General features: G+C 59.2%; 18 protein-coding genes. 6 read left to right on the top strand and 12 right to left on the bottom strand.

From position 1 onward, the window contains the following. On the top strand, positions 1–326 hold a 326-nt coding region (locus ACIOZM_RS28720), incomplete at its 5' end, for a UDP-3-O-acyl-N-acetylglucosamine deacetylase (RefSeq protein WP_401220315.1). Positions 327–526: 200 nt separating this feature from the next. Here the strand turns inward: ACIOZM_RS28720 and ACIOZM_RS28725 are convergent. From ACIOZM_RS28725 to ACIOZM_RS28755, 7 genes are all read right to left on the bottom strand, one after another. Next, positions 527–2,032: a diguanylate cyclase gene (locus ACIOZM_RS28725; protein ID WP_401220319.1), complete on the bottom strand. Its 1,506-nt coding sequence runs from the start codon at positions 2,030–2,032 to the stop codon at positions 527–529. A gap of 80 nt (positions 2,033–2,112) precedes the next feature. Next, positions 2,113–3,429, bottom strand: coding sequence for an OprD family porin (locus tag ACIOZM_RS28730; RefSeq protein ID WP_401220322.1), 1,317 nt, complete (start codon positions 3,427–3,429; stop codon positions 2,113–2,115). 196 nt (positions 3,430–3,625) lie between these two features. Further along, complete coding sequence (locus tag ACIOZM_RS28735; protein WP_401220325.1) at positions 3,626–3,847, bottom strand: hypothetical protein; 222 nt, start codon at positions 3,845–3,847, stop codon at positions 3,626–3,628. Between the two features lie 318 nt (positions 3,848–4,165). After that, positions 4,166–5,530: a heavy metal sensor histidine kinase gene (locus tag ACIOZM_RS28740; protein WP_401220328.1), complete on the bottom strand. Its 1,365-nt coding sequence runs from the start codon at positions 5,528–5,530 to the stop codon at positions 4,166–4,168. Next, positions 5,520–6,197: a heavy metal response regulator transcription factor gene (locus ACIOZM_RS28745; protein WP_401220330.1), complete on the bottom strand. Its 678-nt coding sequence runs from the start codon at positions 6,195–6,197 to the stop codon at positions 5,520–5,522. The genes ACIOZM_RS28740 and ACIOZM_RS28745 overlap by 11 nt, the downstream gene beginning before the upstream one ends. A gap of 7 nt (positions 6,198–6,204) precedes the next feature. Next, positions 6,205–9,306, bottom strand: coding sequence for a multidrug efflux RND transporter permease subunit (locus ACIOZM_RS28750; protein ID WP_401220333.1), 3,102 nt, complete (start codon positions 9,304–9,306; stop codon positions 6,205–6,207). After that, positions 9,303–10,463 carry an efflux RND transporter periplasmic adaptor subunit gene (locus ACIOZM_RS28755; protein ID WP_401220335.1) on the bottom strand — a complete coding sequence of 387 codons (1,161 nt, stop codon included), beginning with the start codon at positions 10,461–10,463 and terminating at the stop codon, positions 9,303–9,305. The genes ACIOZM_RS28750 and ACIOZM_RS28755 overlap by 4 nt, the downstream gene beginning before the upstream one ends. Before the next feature lie 1,000 nt (positions 10,464–11,463). On the opposite strand from ACIOZM_RS28755, the gene ACIOZM_RS28760 reads away from it, so the two are divergent. From ACIOZM_RS28760 to ACIOZM_RS28770, 3 genes are all read left to right on the top strand, one after another. Next, complete coding sequence (locus ACIOZM_RS28760; protein ID WP_401220338.1) at positions 11,464–11,826, top strand: DUF6124 family protein; 363 nt, start codon at positions 11,464–11,466, stop codon at positions 11,824–11,826. Between the two features lie 246 nt (positions 11,827–12,072). After that, positions 12,073–12,378, top strand: coding sequence for a type 1 fimbrial protein (locus ACIOZM_RS28765; protein ID WP_401220340.1), 306 nt, complete (start codon positions 12,073–12,075; stop codon positions 12,376–12,378). Positions 12,379–12,491: 113 nt separating this feature from the next. Continuing rightward, positions 12,492–12,731 carry a hypothetical protein gene (locus tag ACIOZM_RS28770; RefSeq protein WP_401220343.1) on the top strand — a complete coding sequence of 80 codons (240 nt, stop codon included), beginning with the start codon at positions 12,492–12,494 and terminating at the stop codon, positions 12,729–12,731. Positions 12,732–12,917: 186 nt separating this feature from the next. On the opposite strand, the gene ACIOZM_RS28775 is transcribed toward ACIOZM_RS28770, so the two are convergent. The 5 genes from ACIOZM_RS28775 to norR form a co-directional block, all read right to left on the bottom strand. Beyond that, entirely contained in the window at positions 12,918–13,667 is a 750-nt protein-coding gene (locus tag ACIOZM_RS28775; RefSeq protein ID WP_401220346.1) for a YkgJ family cysteine cluster protein, read from the bottom strand. An 83-nt stretch (positions 13,668–13,750) separates the two neighbouring features. Then, positions 13,751–14,077 carry a hypothetical protein gene (locus ACIOZM_RS28780; protein ID WP_401220348.1) on the bottom strand — a complete coding sequence of 109 codons (327 nt, stop codon included), beginning with the start codon at positions 14,075–14,077 and terminating at the stop codon, positions 13,751–13,753. A gap of 144 nt (positions 14,078–14,221) precedes the next feature. Continuing rightward, positions 14,222–14,680 carry a GNAT family N-acetyltransferase gene (locus tag ACIOZM_RS28785; RefSeq protein WP_401220351.1) on the bottom strand — a complete coding sequence of 153 codons (459 nt, stop codon included), beginning with the start codon at positions 14,678–14,680 and terminating at the stop codon, positions 14,222–14,224. Between the two features lie 27 nt (positions 14,681–14,707). Beyond that, positions 14,708–15,610 (bottom strand): chemotaxis protein CheV, encoded by a 903-nt coding sequence (locus tag ACIOZM_RS28790; protein ID WP_401220353.1) that lies wholly within the window; start codon positions 15,608–15,610, stop codon positions 14,708–14,710. 270 nt (positions 15,611–15,880) lie between these two features. Next, the gene (norR, locus tag ACIOZM_RS28795; protein WP_401220355.1) at positions 15,881–17,437 is read right to left on the bottom strand and encodes a nitric oxide reductase transcriptional regulator NorR; all 1,557 of its coding nucleotides are present in this window, start codon (positions 17,435–17,437) and stop codon (positions 15,881–15,883) included. 163 nt (positions 17,438–17,600) lie between these two features. Here norR and hmpA point away from each other — a divergent pair, with 163 nt between their 5' ends. Both hmpA and ACIOZM_RS28805 read left to right on the top strand, forming a co-directional pair. Then, complete coding sequence (gene hmpA / locus ACIOZM_RS28800; protein WP_401220357.1) at positions 17,601–18,782, top strand: NO-inducible flavohemoprotein; 1,182 nt, start codon at positions 17,601–17,603, stop codon at positions 18,780–18,782. Positions 18,783–19,030: 248 nt separating this feature from the next. Then, positions 19,031–19,540: a disulfide bond formation protein B gene (locus tag ACIOZM_RS28805; protein ID WP_401220359.1), complete on the top strand. Its 510-nt coding sequence runs from the start codon at positions 19,031–19,033 to the stop codon at positions 19,538–19,540. Positions 19,541–20,315: the final 775 nt, after the last annotated feature.

Consider the following 20,315-nt stretch of genomic DNA (forward strand, 5'->3'; position numbering starts at 1 on the left):
ATATCGAGTACCTGCGCAAGCACAACCTCGCACTCGGCGGCAGCGTTGAAAACGCAATCGTGGTTGATGCCGATGGCGTACTGAACGAAGACGGCCTTCGCTATGAAGACGAATTCGTGAAGCACAAGATCCTCGATGCAATTGGCGATCTGTACCTGCTGGGCAATAGCCTGATTGGTGAGTTCAAGGGCTTCAAGTCCGGCCACGCACTGAACAACCAGCTGCTGCGCAAGTTGATTGAGCAGACAGATGCATGGGAAGTGGTGACGTTCGATGACGCCAGCACCGCACCAATCTCTTACATGCGCCCGGTTGCGGCGGTGTAAGTAAAAAACCTCTCTAGTTTTTTGAAGGCTACCCTCGGGTAGCCTTTTTTTATGGCCGCAGGTTTTGTATCGGCTGTGCAGGCCTCATCGCTGGCAAGCCAGCTCCCACAGGTTTCTCTGTTGCCCACAGATCAGCAATACACAGTAAACCCTGTGGGAGCTGGCTTGCCAGCGATGGGGCCGGTGGGGTCAGACAAAACTCAGCCAGCCACTACCCGGTTTCGCCCGCTTTCCTTGGCCTGATACAACGCCTTGTCCGCCGCAAACATCAGCTGCTCCAGCGTCATTTCGCTCGCCGAAGTCCAGGTGCTGATACCGATACTCACCGTCAGCGGTACATCGGCACCTTTGACCAGTGGCATCTGTTCGACTGCCGCGCGAATATGCTCGGCGATCTGCTGCGCACCGAGGCTGTCGGTTTCGGCAAGGATCACCGAGAACTCTTCGCCGCCATAACGCGCCACCAGATCCGCCGGGCGCCGTACGTTCGCGGTAATCACCTTGGCCAACTCTCGTAACGCCTGATCACCGGCCTGATGCCCATGCCGGTCATTGAACGGCTTGAAGTGATCGGCATCGATCATCATCACTGACAAAGGCTTGCCCGAACGCTGGGCGCGGAACCACTCATGGCGCAGGTATTGGTCGAGCATCCGGCGGTTAGCCACGCCGGTCAGTGCATCGGTGGCAGCCAGTTTCGCCAGTTCCCGTTCGGCCTGCTGGCGCAAACGCAGTTCCCGGGCGAGGAGCCAGGTCAGCCACAGCAAGCCTATGCACAACACACCTGTGGCGCCGCTGATCAGCATCGCGGTCCGCCGCCAGACAGCGAACACCTCGTCGTTGGACAGCGCCACGATCACGATCAGTGGCAGGTTACCCACTCGGGAGTAGGTATAAAGCCGCTGGCGGTGATCCATGCTCGACGTGCTGCTGAAGCTGCCGTTGCCATCGGTGTCGCGCAGGATGCGCACCACGTTCGGGCGGTTGGCGAAGCTCTTGCCGATGGAATCGCTTTGCAGGTATGGCTTTTGCGCCAGTAGCAAACCGTCGTTGTCGATGATGTTCAGCGTGCTGTCGCTGCCGATGTCGAGACTGTTGAACAGTTCGTCGAAGTAATCGAGCTTCATCGATGCCACGGCGACTCCGATAAATTCGCCGGTCTCCGATGAAATCCGTCGGCTGAAACTGATCCGCCACTGATCGGATTCGTCGCAATCACAACGGGTCTTGAATGGTCGGCTGATGAACATCCCGGCGTCACGATTGAAGGCGTGGACAAGGAAGTAATCGCGGTCAGCAAAATTGCCCGGTTTCGGCTCGATGCGCGATGAGTCGGCAACCACCTCGCCGTGTTTATCGAGCAACAGAATGTCACCCTTGAAACGGGCGGTGGTGGAACGGTCGAACAGCGCCAGATGGCGGATCTGCGGGGATACGGTTTGCAGATCATCTCGCTGGGCGGCGGCGATCAGACCTTGCAGGGTCAAGTCGTACAGCTCGACGGTGCGCAGCACATCCGCGTCGATCAGTTGCGCAACCGTGGTGGCGCCGCGAGTGGCCGTGTCTTGAGCATTGGCGTGCTCACGAATCAGCAGGAAAGTGACGATGCACAGAATCGCGATGACGGTCAGCGAACTGCCACAGATCAGCAGCAGTTCGGGGCGCCCGGTCTTGCCCGAAACGGGAGGGGTACGGCTCGCGATCATGATTGGCTATCGGTTGGGGAATCTTATAAGCGTAGTCGTACCAATGGAGAGGGGAGATATCCCCTCACCACTGGCTGATCTTAGAAGACGTTGATCGGGTAGTCGATGATTACGCGGTATTCATCGGTGTCCGTATCAATCGCGCCATAGCCGTTGCTGCCACGGTTGTTCGCCCATTGCAGGCGTACCGAGAGATCCTTGGCCTGGCCGCTCTGTACCACGTACTTCAAATCGATGTCGCGCTCGTGGTGTTTGGCGTTGCGGCCATCGGCGTTGTACCAGTTTGAGTAGCCCTTGCTGTTCGGATCGACCTTGGTCAGATCCAGCGTGCCGCGCGAGTAGGAGACGGACGAGGTCAGCCCCGGCAAGCCCAGGCCAGCAAAGTCGTAGGCGTATTTGAGCTTCCACGAGCGCTCGTTCGGGCCGTTGAAGTCCGAGTATTGCTGCGAGTTGTCGAGGTAAACGCTGTCGCCCTGACTGATGTAGTCGAACGGCGTGTTGCCGTTGACCCGCTGATACGCGGCGGTAACGCTGTGACTGCCGACGCCTACGGTGAAATGCAGGCTGTAGGTGTTGTTGTCGATGTCGCCGAGCAGCGCCTGACCGGTGTCTTGCGTGTGATAGAAGTGCAGGCCCGGGTTGAGGCTGACCAGATCATTCAGCGCCCAGGTGTAGTCCAGGTCGTAGTAATACTGGTTCCAGATGTCCTTGAGTTCCGAGGCGTACAGGCTGCTGGTCAGCCCTTCGACGCCACTCCAGGCTACGCCGCCCCAAGTGATGTGCTGGCTTTCGTCACCATCGGCCAGCGTGCCGTACGAAGTGCCGATGCGCTGATGGCCGCTCTGGTTGTATGGCTTGGTGAAACTCGCCTGACCGCCCTCGATCAACCAGCCGTCGAAACTGTGGTTGGTCAGGCTGACGCCGCGAAAAGTCTGCGGCAGCATGCGGCTGTCGCCACCGGCAATTACCGGGTTGGTGAGGAACAGGTCGCCGGCCTTCAGTTCGGTGTCGAACGCACGCATTTTCAGCGTGCCACCAGCCGTGGAAAACGAACCCGGCGCTTTGCCGTTGCCATCGCTGATCGGCAGGATACTCGAGCCATCGGTACCGCCACCGCCATCGAGTTTCAACCCGAGCATGGCGTGGGCATCAACGCCGAAACCGACGGTGCCTTCGGTGTAGCCGGACTTGAAGATGCCGAGAAACCCTTGGCCCCACTCGATGTTGTCGTCCGCTTTCTGCATGCGGTTGCGATTCATATAGTAGTTGCGGGCATTGAGGTTGAGGCTCGAGCCTTCGACGAAGCCTTGTTTCTCTGGTTCGTCGGCGTGGGCTGCGGGGGCGATCGTTGCGGCGATTGCAATGAACAACGGGGTGAAACTGACTGGGTAACGCACTTGCGGTGGAGCTCCTTGGGTCAACTGACACTTCAATGTTTTGAGGTGCGGGATGTTTCTTATTGTAAAAGACGTAGCAAACGGCTTTCAGACCACAACGAAAAAAGGCCGCTGAAAGTCAGCGGCCTGGAATGACGACGGTTGAACGGGAAGAGCCAAACAACCGCGTCGAGGGAAACGTTGCGCGATACGCGACTCAGCTGTCTTTCTCGACGGCTTGAATCTCGGAAGTTGCGGCCTGCGGGGCTTGCGTGGCGCCTTGGGTCTTGGCCATCACTTCTGCCTGATACTGCTCGAATGCCTGAGCGCGAGCGGCGTTTTGCGCTACAAACGACTGCGATTCTTCAGCCATCGCCATTGGCGACAGGATCAATGAGGACAAAACGAAAGCGCTGGCAATACCCATACTGTTGGACATCTGGAAAACCTTCTTGCTTGGCAAGTGCTGTTTGGTGCGGGCAAAGATAAGGTCGCCGGACGTTGGGAAACAGCGTGATTTTCATAAATGACTGTTACAGCGGGAGCAAAGATCCCCCTTCTTGAAGCTGATGAGGTCTGTGGAAGTGTGTTTACTTGTGGCGAGGGGATTTATCCCCGTAGGGCTGCGAAGCAGCCCCGAAAATTCCGGACTCAAAGATTCCTTCAGGCCTTGCATACAGGTTTTGCGACTGCTGCGCAGCCGGACGGGGATAAATCCCCTCGCCACAATTGGCTCCATTTGTTCCAGAAATTTCAGTCAGACCGGGAGATGGATGCCGAAGGTATTCATTCCGCGATCACTGCGCACAAACACATCACCGCCGTGCATCAACGCAATCGCCTTGACGATCGCCAGCCCCAATCCATGGTTGTTCCCGCTGTTGCTGCGCGAAGCATCCACACGATAAAAACGTTCGAACAAACGCGGCAAATGTTCGCTGGCAATCGGCGAGCCGGGGTTGGCTACGCCGATGCTCACCTGATGTTCTTCGACATCAATCCTCACTTCGATCACCTGACCCGGCTCGGTGTGCTGCACCGCATTGCTCAACAGATTGATCAACGCTCGACGCAGATGCGCAATCTCGATTCGCACCTGTGCATCACCACTGACCTGCACCCGAACCTGAGCGTCTTCAAGAATGAAATCCAGATATTCGAGAGTGGTCGCCACTTCATCCGCCAACGACGTAGAGGTCAGTTTGGTCGCCTTGCTGCCCTGATCGGCACTGGCCAGAAACAACATATCGTTGATGATCGAACGCAGGCGTTCCAGCTCTTCGAGATTGGATTGCAGCACCTCGAAATAGTGTTCGGCGGAACGTCCGCGAGTCAGCGCGACTTGGGTCTGGCCGATCAGATTGGTCAGGGGCGAACGCAGTTCGTGGGCGACATCGGCGTTGAACGATTCCAGCCGCGAGTACGCCTGTTCGACCCGCTCAAGCGTCGAGTTGAACGAGTCGACAAACTGCGCAAGCTCCGGCGGTAACGGCGACATGCGCAGGCGTCCGGCGCGCAACGGCGGGGCCAGCCGCTGCGCTTCGTGGGACAGTTTGATCAACGGCTTGAGGCCGATTCGCGCCACCCAATAACCCAGCGCCGACGCCATCAATACACCGATGATGGCCAGACCTATTAATGCGATCAGCAAGTTGTGCTGAGTTTCGTGGAAGGTTTCGGTATCGATGCCGATCATGAAGCGCAGCGGCGGGCGTTGATCCTTGGCCGGCAGTTCGGTCAACAGCACTTTCAACGGATAAGCATGCTCGGGCAACTGCAAGTCATGCATGCCTAGCGGGCCTTGGGCGAACGCACGGATCAACGCATTCGGCTCACCATATTCATAGCCCGGATCACCGCTGACCACCCAGAAACGAATGCGTTTGTCTTCCTCACCGAGCAACTTCAACTTGGCGTTGATCTTCACCCAATGCTCCGGTGTACCGAAGCGATTGAGTGCCGATTCCAGCACGCTGTAACGCGCATCCAGTTCGGCTTCCGGCAACAATCCCAAGCCTTTATCCACTTGCTGATACAGCGCGCCGCCGATCAACAGAAACACCAGCAGCGCCACCAGCGTGAACATTCCGCTCAGGCGCAGGGCAATCGAATTACTGGACACCACGGCTCTCCAGCACGTAACCCATGCCGCGAATGGTGTGCAGCAGTTTCTCGTCGAACGGCCCATCGAGCTTGGCGCGCAAACGCTTGATCGCCACTTCGACGACATTCGCGTCGCTGTCGAAATTGATGTCCCAGACCATCTCGGCGATTGAAGTTTTAGAAAGAATTTCACCCTGACGCCGTGCCAGCACACTGAGCAGCGAAAACTCTTTCGCCGTCAGGTCCAGTCGCGTGCCGGCGCGGGTGGCCTTGCGGCTGATCAAATCTATCCACAGGTCGGCGATGCTGACTTGCACCGGCTCATGGCCGCCGCTGCGCCGGGTCAGCGCTTGCAGGCGCGCCACCAGTTCAAGGAAGGAAAACGGTTTGCCGAGGTAATCGTCGGCACCGTCGCGCAGGCCTTTGATCCGGTCTTCGACCCGCTCGCGAGCGGTGAGCATGATCACCGGGGTTTGCTTGCGTGCACGCAAGGCGCGCAGCACGCCGAAGCCGTCCAGGCCCGGCAGCATCACGTCGAGGACGATCACCGCGTAGTCGCTTTCCAGCGCCAGATGCAGGCCCTCGACGCCGTCGCGGGCCAGATCCACGGTGTAACCCTGTTCCGTCAGACCGCGGTGCAGATAATCCGCGGTTTTTTCCTCGTCTTCGATAATCAGAACGCGCATGACCGCCTCAGTCTGTGGTCGCCAACGCCGGTACGGGCGCAGGTTTGGGTCTGTGAAAAAGACGCTCAAGCCACAAGTATATGACCGGAGTGGTAAACAGCGTCAGCATCTGGCTGACCAGCAAACCGCCAACCACCGCGATCCCCAGTGGCTGACGCAATTCGGCGCCGGTGCCGTAACCGAGCATCAGCGGCAGCGCGCCGAGCAGGGCGGCGAGGGTGGTCATGATGATCGGCCGGAACCGGGTGATGCACGCCTCGAAGATCGCATCCTGCGGCGACAGTCCTCGATGTCGCTGGGCCTCCAGCGCAAAGTCGATCATCAGGATGCCGTTCTTCTTGACGATCCCGATCAGCAACACCAGCCCGATCAACGCCATGATCGAAAAGTCCTGCCCGCAGATCCACAGCATGATCACCGCACCAAGTCCCGCCGCTGGTAGCGTCGAGATGATGGTCAACGGATGCACGAAGCTCTCATAGAGCACGCCAAGAATGATGTACACCGCCACCAGCGCCGCGAGAATCAGCCACGGCTGACTGGCCAGCGAACTCTGGAACGCCTGCGCCGCACCCTGGAAATTGCCGCTGATCGCGGTCGGCATGCCGATCTCGGCCTTGGCCTGATTGAGCAGAATCACCGCATCGCCCAACGCCACGCCGGGCGCGAGGTTGAACGACAAGTTGGCAGCCGGGAACATGCCGTCATGGGCAATCGACAGCGGACCGATGGTCGGTGCGTCGAATTTCGCCAGCGCCGACAGCGGCACCATTTCCCCACTCAAGGGTGAGCGCAGATAGAAATAGTTGAGGCTTTCGGCTTTGCCACGTTGCTTGGTGTCGAGTTCCAGAATCACGTTGTACTGGTTGACCTGGGTCTGGAATTCGTTGATCTGTCGCTGGCCGAACGCATCGTACAGCGCCTCGTCGACATCACTTGCGGTCAGGCCGAAACGCGCCGCCGCACTGCGGTCGATGCTGATGTGGGTGATGCTGCCGCCCAGTTGCAGGTCGTTGGAAATGTCGCGGAATGCCGGGATGCCGCGCAGTTTTTCCGTCAGGCGCTGGGTCCATGTGGCGAGGGTCGCGCCGTCGTTGCTCTTGAGCACGTATTGGTATTGCGCACGGCTCGGGCCGGAGCTGAGGTTGATGTCCTGACCGGCACGCAGGTACAGAACGATGCCCGGGACTTTCATCAGCTTCGGCCGGATACGGTCGATGAACTCGCTGGCGCTGACATCGCGGTCACCGCGTTTTTTCAGGGCGATCCAGAAGCGGCCGTTGGCGATGGTCTGGTTGCTGCCGGACACGCCGACCGAATGCGAGAACGCCTGCACTGCCGGATCGGCAGCGACGATTTCGGCCATCGCGAGGTGTTTTTTCACCATGTCGCCGTAGGAAATATCCGCCGCCGCTTCAGTGGTGCCGAGCACGAACCCGGTGTCCTGAATCGGGAAGAAACCTTTGGGGATAAAGATGTAACCGGTAATCGCCAAAGCCAGGGACAAACCGAACACACCGATCATCAGCTTCTGATGGGCGAGGGCGCGGCGCAGGCCTTTCTCGTACCAGGCCAGCAAGCGCTCGCTGAACCCTGGTTTGTCGTGGGCGTGATGCACCGGTTTGCGCATGAACAGCGCCGCGAGGGTTGGCGCCAGTGTCAGCGAAACCACAACGGAAATCATGATCGTCGACGTCGCGGTCAGCGCGAATTCCTTGAACAGTCGCCCGACCACGCCACCCATGAACAGCAACGGAATAAACGCCGCCACCAGCGAGAAACTGATCGAGACCACGGTGAAACCAATCTCGCCGGCACCCTTGATCGCCGCCTCGCGCATGTCGTCGCCGGCCTCCAGATGCCGGTGGATGTTCTCCACCACCACAATCGCATCGTCGACCACAAACCCCACGGCCACCACAATCGCAACAAGGGTCAGGTTGTTCAGGCTGAAACCCATGACATACATCAGCGCGAAACTGGCGATCAGCGAAACACCGAGCACCGCCGAAACAATCAGCGTCGCCGACAACTGGCGCAGGAACAGCGCCATCACCGCCACCACCAGCAGGATCGCGATCAGCAGGGTGATTTCCACTTCATGCAGCGAGGCGCGAATGGTCTGGGTACGGTCGATCAGCACTTTGACCTGCACCGAGGCTGGCAACATGGCTTCCAGCCCGGGCAGGGCGGCTTGAATCCGGTCTACGGTTTCAACGATGTTCGCCCCCGGTTGGCGCGAGATCACCAGGTTCACACCCGGTTGATCGCCGGCCCACGCTTGCACGTAGGCATCTTCCGAACCGTTGACGACTTTGGCGACATCGCGCAGGTGAACCGGGGCGCCGTCCTTGTAGGAAACAATGAGTTGGCTGTAGTCCTCAGGGTGGAACAACTGGTCGTTGGTCGACAGCGTGGAAATGCTCGATTCGCCGTACAGCGCACCCTTGGCGAGGTTGAGACTGGTTTGCTGGATCGCCAGGCGAATGTCGGCGAGGGTCAGGCCGATGGCCGCGAGTTTGTCTGCCGAAGCCTGCACACGGATTGCCGGACGCTGCTGACCGGTGATGTTGATTTGGCCTACGCCATCGATCTGACTGATCTGACGCGACAGCAGGGTTTCCACCAGATCGCTGAGTTCGGTGCCGGGCATTTGCGTCGAGCTGACACTGAGGATCAGCACCGGGCTGTCGGCCGGGTTGACCTTCTTCCAGGTCGGCAGCGTCGGCATGTCCTTGGGCAGTTTGCCGGCGGCGGTGTTGATCGCCGCTTGTACTTCCTGCGCGGCAGTGTCGATGCTTTTGTCGAGGGTGAACTGCAGGGTCAGCAGGCTAGAGCCCAAGGCACTGCTTGAGGTCATTTGGGTCATGCCGGGAATGGCGCTGAATTGCACTTCAAGCGGCGTGGCCACCGACGAGGCCATGGTGTCGGGGCTGGCGCCGGGTAACTGCGCGGACACCTGAATTGTAGGAAATTCCGCTTCCGGCAGTGGCGCAATCGGCAATCGCGGGAAGGCAATGACGCCGAGCAGCACCAGGGCGAAGGTCAGCAGAATCGCCGCGACCGGGTGATCAATGCACCACGTCGAAAGCCCTTTGTGTTGCTTCATGGCTTGGGCTCCGCTTGCACCACCTGCGGCGGTTCACTCATCACCTGCACGGTCGAACCGGGTTTGAGGCGCGACTGGCCGTCGCTCACCAACTGGTCACCGGCCTTCACGCCTTTGATGATGTCCTGGCCACTGCCCTGATAAACCATCTGCACTTGCACCGCTTCGACCTTGTCGCCGTTGACCCGATAAACGAAGTGCTGATCGAGACCGCGCTGTACGACAGTCGGCGGCACCACCAGCGCATTTTTATCCAGCGCTGTCTGAATTTTTACCGTGACCAGCAGGCCGGGCCAGAGCTTCTGGCTGGCGTTATCGAACTCGGCCTTGGCGCGGATGGTGCCGGTGTTGGCGTTGATCTGGTTGTCGATCAGGGTCAGATGGCCCTCGCCGAGCAGGTTGCCGGTTTCGCCGTCGGTGTCGGCACCGATGTAGGCCCTGACCTGTGCGTGTTGCGGGTCGTTGATCAGGCCTTGCAGGGTTGGCAGCATTTGCTGCGGCAAGGAGAACTCGACGGCAATCGGGTCGATCTGGGTGACGGTGAACAGGCCTTGGGTGTCGGTCATGCGCAGGAAGTTGCCTTCATCGACTGTACGAATGCCGACGCGGCCGGTGACCGGGGAGCGGATCTGGGTGTAGGAAAGTTGTACTTGCGCGGCATCAATCGAGGCCTGATTGCCTTGGGCGGTGGCCTTGAGTTGGTTGACCAGCGCTTGTTGCTGGTCGTAGGTCTGTTTGGAGACACCATCGTCGACGCTGAGCAGTTTGTAGCGTTGGAGGTTGACCAGGGCGACTTGCAGTTGTGCCTGGCTTTCGCCGAGTTGGGCGCGTGCCTGATCGAGGCTGGCGCGGATCGAGCGGTCGTCGATGCTGGCGAGGAGGTCACCGGCCTTCACTAACTGGCCTTCCTTGACGAGGATTTTGGTGAGGATGCCGTCGATCTGTGGGCGCACGACCACGCTGTGTAATGAGAGGACTGAGCCGATGCCGCTGGTGTAGCGGGGGACGTCTTTTTCGCTGACGGCCACGACGCGCACGGGGATGGCAGTCGGGCTGGCGAGTCTGGCTGGCGCCGGTTTCAGGGCGTACCACAGGCCTGCGCCTGCGAGGGCTATGACCAGGGTGGCGAGCAGGGCTTTGTTGTTCTGGATTCGCATGCGATTGGGGCGCCAAGGATATGGAGTTTGGGCAGATTGGGTAGTTATAAACCTGTCTTGGGGTCAGGAGGGTGACCGTAAACTGACGGCGCTGTCAGTTTGGGCTTTTGGGCTTTTGGGCTTTTGGGCTTTGGGCTTTTGGGCTTGGGTGTATATCCGTTGCTGCGGTTAAGGCTGCTTGGGGTTCCGCCCTTACGGCGGGTCACTTTTTCCAGACGCCGAAAAAGTAACCAAAAAGGCTTTGCCCTGACGTACGGCCCGCTCGCTGGGGCTCGGGGTTCCTTCGCTCCGGGATTCATCCGGGGGGGATCGCCTACGGTTTGCTGCGCTGCACCTCCTCTCGATCTGTTCGACTTCGTCGAACGGCGCTACGCGCCAGCCCCCGGATGAATCCCTCCACTCAGCCTTCCGACGGGCGCTCTAGATCAAGAGCGCAGCCGAGCTAACGCTCATTCTGTGAGTGGTTAAAAGCGACGTGGGGCGTGGCGGCTGTACGCGAATCCTGTGGGAGCTGGCTTGCCAGCGATGGCGGCCTGAGAGCCGACCAATTTCTGACTGAAAGCACTCAACTCCCATGTAGGAGCTGCCGAAGGCTGCGATCCTTTGACTTTGGCTGTCGAAGATCAAAAGATCGCAGCCTTCGGCAGCTCCTACACGGGCGTATTTCAATTTTTTATGTTTAAGCGTGTGGATAAATTGCAGAACCTTCCCACAAGGTTTTCAGGTTGTCCGTCGGACGTGGGCTCTCTAGTCTTTGGTTGTCGCTGCCAATCAGCGATCGGGCGTGAGATCCCCGGAATGCTTGCAACTGGCGCCAACGCCGCGATAATTGGCGCCGACTCAATCTGCTGCCTGCTTTATGGCGGCTGTGTGCGGGCAGACTTCGGTCTGGCCGGTTGCCTGCTCCGGTGGATCTCACCCCGCACATAGTTGCCACCTCTTCGCCGCGTGAGATCCGGCGAACGATGGCTACCTTTACAGCATCAGCAGGAGTTGCACTTTGGATAAGTTAATCCCCGACCCACCCCAAGAAACCCCCATCCCGCAAACCGAAGCCACCCGCGCCGAAGATCTCATCAAAGACCGCGAAGCGATAAAACGTGCTCTCGATTTCTACCTCAGCCCTGAACGCCCAAAAGCCAACAGCCCCAGCACGATGTTCATGCTCGTTCCTGATATCGACACTGAAACGCTGCTCGCCCACGCCTACGAATCGTTGGCCTCCGCCAGTGCCCTTGCCAGTAATTTCGCCAGCGAACTGAGCGGCTTTCAGCGCAGCACCGCGCTGGCTATCCAGCAGATCGTCATGCTCGCCGAACTGGCGGTAAACCGCGCGCTGGATCGGGTTGATCCGCAAACCTGAGACCGCGTCATCGTTCTTCGCCAGCAGGCTGGCTCCCACAAGATCTGCATCAATCTGAAAATGACGCATACCTTGTGGGAGCTAGCCTGCTAGCGATGACGGCCTGACAGCCACCACCGATCATCACCTGACGGGCACTCTGGGCCGATGCGACAACTACGCTCCTAAAGATCCGCCCTCACCAGCGGATACAAGTGGTATAGCCCTGGCAATCAGTGGGGCGGATCTCTCCGGGAGTGTCTTGCCATGAACTTGAAAACCCTGTTGTCGAGTGTGCTCGTCCTGCTGCCTCTCAGCGCATTTGCCGCGCCGCAAACTTCTTCCGGCGTGATCCGTTTTACCGGTCAGATTGTCGATAGCGGCTGTGAGGTCGGGCGTGTCGGATCACTGGCTTCCAGTGCTTCGCGTCAGATCGAACTGCAGCCCGGTGTGAAGCTCGATGTGGACACTTATCGCAACGCGTGCAGCCATCAGGCGCTGCCGTTTTCAGTGACGTATCAAGCGCTGAAGACCTCGACCGACAATGGCATCGTCACCATCACCTACCTGTAAGCCGTTCGGCGAACAGTGCAAATCTGCCGATACTGACTCGGCGCGCGCGCAGGTATACTGCGCGCCTTCGCGGCTCACTCACCGGGCCCGACTTTGTGCTTTCCGGAGCTTTTATGACTTCCCCAAACCCACCGCTGGTTGACGACGCCGTGAGCGATGTCCTGGCTGACCTGACCGAAACCGGCGAAACCAAGGCTGCGATCCCGGCCTTCAAGTTCCCGTTCAAACCGGGTGAACTGGCTGGCGCCAAAGACTCGAACCAGCCTTGGTACAAGAACGGCGCCAAGAACGGCCACACCAAAACCCCGGGCATGGCGCCACCGGGTACCCGTCGTTCGATGGGCAAGCGCTGAGTTCTGTCCTGCCTTCGGCCATCGACTGTGATGCAACGGGATTGATGGTGTGCTTACTGGCCCCATCGCGGGCAAGCCACGCTCCCACAGGAATTGCGTCGTACACAATATTTGTGAACACCCGATAGACCTGTGGGAGCGTGGCTTGCCCGCGATGAGGCCAGAACAGTCACTGCAAAATCCGGATCAAGCCGCCCGCAGCGAAATAAACGCATAGGTCTGAGCAGGCTCCGTCACCACCTGCGCCCCGGCAGCCCGCACTTGCCCGGCGACATCGTCACCGGACACATGAAACAACCACTCCCCAGGCTCGGCGCCCAACGGTTGCGCAGTCACCTGATCGATCACCGCAGCAAACGCCTGCATATCCGGCAGATACGCAGCAAACCCGTCGCCCTTGAGCGCCGTAACGCGAATTCCGAGCAAGCCGCAAATCGCATCCTTGATGCTGATGTCATCGCGATCGGCCTGGCGTGAACGCTGGATCAACTCGATCAGTTCCTGATCCACCAACTCGCCGCCCACGATCAATGCCGGACCTTGCTGCCAGGACTCTGGCGGGCAGTCCTTGGCTTGTGGGTTGAGCTGGATATGCGGATTGATTTCCGCCGGATAAATGCGGCACACCAATGGCCGGCGCTCGTAGATGCGGCAGAGGTTTTCTTCGTCAAGATTCCGGCAGCGACCGAGGTTATAGGCGGCGAAGGTGATCGCCACATGCGCCTGCGAATCACCGCTGCGGACCACCAGGGAACGGCGCTCGGCGTGTTCACGTTGTTGCTCCGGCAGGCCCAAACCATTTGGCAGAAAGGCCTCGACCAGCACGATCACCTGACCGCCATCCGCCGCCCACATGCGGGCTTCGCTCAGGGTCAGGGGGACATGGTGGTCAGTGCAGCATTTGCCGCAGCCTACGCAGGAAAACGTCGTATTCATTGCGCGATCAGTCTTCAATCAGGGGGTGGAACGGCGACGTAAAACCGCCATGCAGGCCCTGATCGAAGCAAGTTGTGCGCCATTCACTGGGCTTTGGCGGACGGGCGGATCGAGTCCCACTCGGTGACGAACGCGGTTTTCGATTTTTTGTTGTACAGGCACAGCTCGGTGCCTTGTTGGCCCTTCATGTGTTTTTGCGGGTATTGGCCTTGCAGCAACAGGGCGGTGTAGCCGACCCGGTCGTCGAACTGCGCGGCGTTGCCGACCGGTTTGGCGTCTTTCAGGCCGCTGGCCTTGGTGCAACTGGCGAGTACGGTTTTGTCATAGGCGGCCCAGGCATCGGGGCTGGAGGCTTGGGCCTGGGAGGCGAGGGCGGTGAGGAAAAGCAGGCTGAGGGTCAGGGTTTTCATGGTCGGGCATCCTTGATAGTGGCCAAGGTTGGAGTATGCCTCGTTATAAAAGTTGTCAGGGATGACCGCATCGCGAGCAGGCTCACTCCTACAGGGGAATGCATTTCAAAATGTAGGAGTGAGCCTGCTCGCGATGGCGGACTATCAGTCCGGGACAAACTCCCGGCGAACCCGGTACATCCCGGCACTTTCATACAAGCGCTGTGCCCGCAGGTTGTCTTCCAGTACCTTCAGATCGACAAACCCTTCGCGCCGTTGCTGAAACACCTTGAATGCATTCAACAGCAGGGCCCGACCCAGTCCGAGCCGTTGCGCCCGTGGATGCACCACCAGATTCTTGATGTAGGCACTGGTCCAGCACTGCGCCACACCGACCACACCTTCGGCATCGCTGGCGATCAAACACAGCGCCGGATCGTATTCAGGATCGCTTTCGAAGCGTTGCTGCCAAACGTCCAGTGCCGGCACCCGACCGCCACCTTCCTGGTAGCCGAGTTGCATCAGTTGATGCACGGCCGGCGCCAGTTCAACGCGGTAGGTACTGAGTTGAATGCCGTCAGGCAAGCAGATAGGCGGCGTATCCTCTCGAAGATCACGCCGCATCAAAAAGCAGTACGTCGCACTCAAGGCTTAGTGACCGTGGGCGGCGACGTGTTTGGCCGCTTCGATCAGGCAGTGAGTCAGTTCTGGCGAGGAGAACTTGGTCAGCACGCCGTTGGCCCCGGCCAGTCGTGCTTTTTCGCTGTTCATCGCGCTGTCGAGCGAGGTGTGCAGCAGCACATAAAGGTGGGCGAAGTCCGGCGTCTCGCGCAGGGTGCGGGTGAAGGCGTAGCCGTCCATCTCGGACATTTCGATGTCGGAGACGATCAGGTTGATCTGCTGCGCGGTGCCTTGCAGATCCAGCAGGCAGTCGATGGCCTCCTTGGCGCTGCGTGCGGTGTGGCATTGCAGACCGAGGTTGCGCAGAGTGTGTACCGATTGCTGCAACGCCACCTGACTGTCATCGACCACCAGAATCCGCGCATTGCCGAGCACATCGGCGTCTTCCATGCTCAGGTCGGTCGGGGCCATTTCGATTTGCGTCGGGGCGATGGCGTGAATGACTTTTTCGATGTCCAGCACCTGCACCAGTGTGCCGTCGACCGAGGTCACGCCGGTGATGTACGAACGCACACCGCCCGAGCCGAACGGCGGCGGTTTGATGTCGGTGGTCAGGCAGTGGACGATCTTGCTCACTGCTTGTACGTGCAGACCCTGTTTCGAACGACTGACGTCGGTGACGATCAGGCAACCGCCGTTCGGGTCTTCGAGTGGACGTTCGCCGATGGCGCGACTGAGGTCGATCACCGACAGCGAAGCGCCGCGCAGGGTGGCGATGCCTTTGACGTGCGGGTGCGACTCCGGCAGCTTTGTCAGCGGTGGGCAGGGGATGATTTCACTGACTTTCAGCAGGTTGATCGCCATCAGCTTGCCGCTGCGCAAGGTAAATAGAAGAAGCGAAAGTGAATCTGCGCGGGCTTTGGTGGAAGACATATAAACCTTCTGTGGAAAAAGGTGGTGGGCGAGGGTGGGTATCGCCAGAAACTATTGATGCCGGGTTATCGGCGTCAAAAGGTTGGGCTTTAGGTCAGTTGTCGGGCGATGTTATCTCTGACTGTTGTACCTGTGGCGAGGGGATTTATCCCCGTTGGGTCGCGCAGCGGCCCCAAAAGACGGGACTGCTGCGCAGTCCAACGGGGATAAATCCCCTCGCCACAGGTGGTCAAGCAAGCCACAGGTGGTCAAGCAAGCTACAGTGTGTGGTTATTTCATACCCAATCGTTTGGCCATTCGGCCTAGGTTCGCCCGATCCAGACCCAACTCTCGCGCTGCACTCGCCCAGTTGTCCTGATTGCGCTCCAGCGCCGCCGTGATCAACTGACGCTGATACGCCTCGGTCGCCGTCCGCAAATCGCCGCCGATCAGCGGCACCGCAGCAATCACCGTAGCAGCAGGCTGCAACGAGTTATCCACAAGCTCATGCCGTAGATCGAGATCCGCCGCGCTCAGGCTGAGGATCTTCGGTCTGACTTTGCAGTTGCCCAAAGCCTTCAGCGCACTGCGCCCGATCAAATGCTCCAGTTCGCGCACGTTGCCCGGCCAAGTGTAGGCAAGCAGGGCTTCCTGCGCATCGCTGTTCAGCCGCAGGCTGTTAAGGCCCATGCGCGAACGGTTCTGTTCAAGGAAGAAACCGCTGAGCAGCAGCACGTCGCGCCCGCGATCACGCAGGGCTGGCACCAGCAGCGGGTACACGCTGAGGCGATGGTAGAAGTCGGCACGATAGCGGCCGCTGCGCACTTCTTCGGCCAGATCACGGTTGGTCGCGGCGATCAGGCGCACATCGACCTGATGTTCCTTGTCCGAACCCAAACGCTGCAACTGGCCGCTTTGCAGGACGCGCAGCAATTTGGCCTGCACGGTCAGCGACAACTCGCCGACTTCATCGAGAAACAGTGTGCCGCCATTGGCCAGTTCGAACTTGCCGCGACGGTCGCTGGTGGCGCCGGTGAAAGCGCCGCGCACGTGGCCGAACAGTTCGCTTTCCACCAGCGTGTCTGGCAAGGCTGCGCAGTTGAGGCTGATGATCGGTTTGTCAGCGCGGGGCGATGCTGCGTGAATTGCTTGAGCGACCAGTTCCTTGCCGACCCCGGTTTCGCCAGTGATCAGCACGGTCAGGTCGCTGCCGCCAACCAGATTGATTTCTTCCACCAGTCGTTTGTGCGCCTTGCTCTGGCCGATCATCTCGCGGTTCTGCTGACCGCTGGCCTGACGGTAAACCTCGGCTCGTTGGTGTTCGTGTTCGGCGCGGTTTGCCAGGCGTTCGATACGCTCGGCGGCGTTGACTGTGGCCGAGGCGAGGCTGGCGAAGGCTTGCAGGGCGTCGAGTTCAATCGGTTCGAAGCGCTCAGGGTCGAGGGCATCGAGGGTGACCAGCCCCCAGAGTTTTTCATCGACGAACAGCGGGCAGCCAAGGCAGTCGTGAACTTCCAGATGTTCGTCGAGGCCATCGACCAGTCCGTCATACGGGTCAGGCAAATCGCTGTCGGCGGCGAAGCGGGTCGGGCCGGCGCCGCCCAGCAGGATCTCGAAGCGCGGGTGTTCGTCGACCTTGAAGCGGCGACCGAGGGTATCGGTGCTCAAGCCATCCACTGCCAATGGCACCAGCCATTCGCCGTCGAGGCGCAGCAGGGCGGCGGCGTCGCACGGCAGCAGGGCGCGCATGGCTTCGAGCAGGCGTCGGTAGCGCTCGCCTTCCGGCAGTTCGCGGGACAGGTCGGACACCAGTGGGAGCAGGGCGGTCAGCAGGGATTTGGCAGACATGGTCAGTAGTCAAAAGGACATGATGTAGTCGCTATGACTATACGAGCATCCGGGTCTATTTGACTACTGTGTTGTTAAGTTATTGATTTATATGGATTAAAAAGTTGGCATGGTTGCTGATATGTATAAGGCATCTTTTCAAGAAAGCTCAGGAGTCACCCTTATGCTTAGCGTCCAGGATCGTGCCATCGTCAAGTCCACCGTGCCCCTGCTGGAAAGCGGCGGTGAGGCGCTGATCACTCACTTCTACCGCATGATGCTCTCCGAATACCCGGAAGTCCGCCCGTTGTTCAACCAGGCTCACCAGGCCAGCGGTGACCAGCCCCGCGCTCTGGCCAACGGCGTGTTGATGTATGCCCGACACATCGATCAGCTCGACCAGTTGGGCGATCTCGTCGCGAAGATCATCAACAAGCACGTCGCGCTGCAAATTCTGCCGGAGCATTACCCGATTGTCGGTGCCTGCCTGTTGCGCGCCATCTCCGAAGTGCTCGGCGACGAAATCGCCACGCCTGAAGTGATGAGCGCCTGGGGTGCGGCTTACGGCCAACTGGCGGATATCCTGATCGGCGCCGAAACCGCGATCTACGACCAGAAAGAACAAGCCGTTGGCGGATGGCGCGGGGCGCGGGAGTTCATCGTCGCGGCCAAGGTTGAAGAGAGCGCGGAGATCATTTCGTTCTACTTGGAACCTGCCGACAAAGGTCCGATCCTGCAAGCCGAGCCGGGTCAGTACATCGGTATGAAGCTGATCCTCGATGGCGAAGAAATCCGCCGCAACTACTCGCTGTCGGCACTGGCTAATAAAGGTCAGTACCGCATTAGCGTTAAACGCGAAACGGGTGGCCGCGCCTCCAACCACTTGCACGATCAACTGCATGTCGGCGCGAGCATTCAGCTGTTTCCGCCATCGGGCGAGTTCACCCTGGCGGCCAGCGACAAGCCTTTGGTGCTGATCAGCGGTGGCGTCGGCATCACGCCGACTTTGGCGATGCTCGAAGCGGCGCTGGAGACTGAGCGTCCGGTGCATTTCATCCACTGCGCACGCAATGGCAGCGTCCATGCGTTCCGCGACTGGGTCGATGGTTTGGCCGCGCGTCATCCGCAGCTCAAGCGCTTCTACTGCTATGCCGAAGATGACGGCGTGAGCCCGGCGGCGGACAAGGTTGGCCTGCTGAGCGTTGAACAATTGGGCGAGTGGTTGCCGGAGCAGCGTGATCTGGACGCTTACTTCCTTGGGCCGAAAGGTTTCATGGGCGCGATCAAGCGGCATCTGAAAGCACTGGGTGTGCCGGAGAAACAAAGCCGTTACGAGTTCTTCGGCCCGGCTTCTGCGCTGGAATGATCTGATACCGAGTTGCCCCAATCGCCAGCAGGCTAGTTCCCACAGGATTTGCGTTCGCCGCAGATCCAATGTGGGAGCCAGCCTGCTTGCGATTGGCGTTGATCCAAATAAATGCCGTGAGGTTAATCGTTCCTTAACCGGTTTATCGTTTATTCCCCGCTACTGCGCGGCGTAATGTCCCGCGTGTAGACTTGCGGGCAACCTTCAGCCGTTCGCCGGCTGGACCATGGATATGAAAGGGATACGCGATGAGCGAGGAAACGATTCGGTTGGGCCGTGAGCGGCGCTTTCTGGTGCTGTTGGGGATCATCTGTCTGGCGCTGATCGGTGGGGCGCTGTACATGCAGATCGTGCTCGGTGAGGCGCCTTGTCCGCTGTGCATCCTGCAGCGTTATGCATTGCTGCTGATTGCGTTGTTCGCGTTCATTGGCGCGGGCATGCGCACCCGACGCAGCATCACTGTGTTCGAAGTGCTGGTGGTGATCTGCGCGATTGCCGGGGCCGGGGTTGCCGGGCATCACGTCTATACCCAGTTCTACCCGGCAGTCAGCTGTGGCATCGACGTGTTGCAGCCAATTGTCGATGGTCTGCCGCTGGCGAAGATCTTCCCGCTGGGCTTCCAGGTCGATGGCTTCTGCTCGACGCCGTACCCGCCGATCCTCGGCCTGTCGCTGGCGCAATGGGCGCTGGTGGCGTTCGTGCTGGTGGTGATCCTGGTGCCGCTGCTGACTTCGCGTAACCGAAAAAACCTGAGCTGAGTCAACTTTTCTGCGTCTGTGCCGATACACAAAACGCCCCGATTTTCGCTTTCGAGAATCGGGGCGTTGTGCATTTCAGAGTGATTGTGAAAGTGCCGTGACGAACGGCAATGAAGGGTGTGGCGGGTGTGCGACATGTTGTCACACGCGCCGTGTCGCAGGCACTTCGACAAGCGCGGATTGGCGTGCTGTTACACAAAAGGATTGGTCTGTTTCAGCGTTTGTATGTTTTTGAACGCAAGTGCCAGAACAGGCACTTTTAACAGCCCTCGGCAAATGGCCAGAGCCCTTGGAATATCGGGGCTTGAGCTGATCCGCCGCCGAGTGAAAGCCGTCAGTGCTGTCTGAACTGAGGCGGGTACACCTACATTTTTTGGCGTTTTTGTTGCGAATCGATTTCGATAACATGGGCCACTTTTGCAAAAATGGCGATGGATTGTTGCTCAAATGGATAAAAATTATTTCGGGATAAGACATGGTGTATAGGGCGCTACCTATCTACAATCGCCCGCACTGAATTCCCGGCACTGTTCAGCCTTTATTAAGGAACTGATCAGGAAGTCGGGTGTCGAGCGGCCGTAAGGCTTTGCGAGCCACCCAGGTGTCGGTGCCTTCCAACTTTCCGCACCAAATGGAATTGGTCTGTAACAAGGCCTTTGACCACGAATTCGAATAAGAACTCACCGCTGTCCCAGGATTTGTCGAGCGTCTGTGGGGGGGGGGGGGGGGCGGGTTACGGGACCAAAAAAAGATTTTTTTATACAAACCCAACCAC

It is taken from the genome of Pseudomonas sp. NPDC087346 (assembly GCF_044744235.1).
Classification (GTDB): domain Bacteria; phylum Pseudomonadota; class Gammaproteobacteria; order Pseudomonadales; family Pseudomonadaceae; genus Aquipseudomonas.

Bases quoted from the DNA above. Each gene is read 5' to 3' on its own strand.
- ACIOZM_RS28735 (WP_401220325.1), bottom strand. From the start codon at position 3,847: ATGTCCAACAGTATGGGTATTGCCAGCGCTTTCGTTTTGTCCTCATTG.
- norR (WP_401220355.1), bottom strand. From the start codon at position 17,437: ATGTCTGCCAAATCCCTGCTGACCGCCCTGCTCCCACTGGTGTCCGAC.
- ACIOZM_RS28770 (WP_401220343.1), top strand. From the start codon at position 12,492: ATGACTTCCCCAAACCCACCGCTGGTTGACGACGCCGTGAGCGATGTC.
- ACIOZM_RS28805 (WP_401220359.1), top strand. From the start codon at position 19,031: ATGAGCGAGGAAACGATTCGGTTGGGCCGTGAGCGGCGCTTTCTGGTG.
- ACIOZM_RS28750 (WP_401220333.1), bottom strand. From the start codon at position 9,306: ATGAAGCAACACAAAGGGCTTTCGACGTGGTGCATTGATCACCCGGTC.
- ACIOZM_RS28785 (WP_401220351.1), bottom strand. From the start codon at position 14,680: ATGCGGCGTGATCTTCGAGAGGATACGCCGCCTATCTGCTTGCCTGAC.
- ACIOZM_RS28790 (WP_401220353.1), bottom strand. From the start codon at position 15,610: ATGTCTTCCACCAAAGCCCGCGCAGATTCACTTTCGCTTCTTCTATTT.
- ACIOZM_RS28780 (WP_401220348.1), bottom strand. From the start codon at position 14,077: ATGAAAACCCTGACCCTCAGCCTGCTTTTCCTCACCGCCCTCGCCTCC.
- ACIOZM_RS28745 (WP_401220330.1), bottom strand. From the start codon at position 6,197: ATGCGCGTTCTGATTATCGAAGACGAGGAAAAAACCGCGGATTATCTG.
- ACIOZM_RS28775 (WP_401220346.1), bottom strand. From the start codon at position 13,667: ATGAATACGACGTTTTCCTGCGTAGGCTGCGGCAAATGCTGCACTGAC.
- hmpA (WP_401220357.1), top strand. From the start codon at position 17,601: ATGCTTAGCGTCCAGGATCGTGCCATCGTCAAGTCCACCGTGCCCCTG.
- ACIOZM_RS28765 (WP_401220340.1), top strand. From the start codon at position 12,073: ATGAACTTGAAAACCCTGTTGTCGAGTGTGCTCGTCCTGCTGCCTCTC.
- ACIOZM_RS28755 (WP_401220335.1), bottom strand. From the start codon at position 10,463: ATGCGAATCCAGAACAACAAAGCCCTGCTCGCCACCCTGGTCATAGCC.
- ACIOZM_RS28725 (WP_401220319.1), bottom strand. From the start codon at position 2,032: ATGATCGCGAGCCGTACCCCTCCCGTTTCGGGCAAGACCGGGCGCCCC.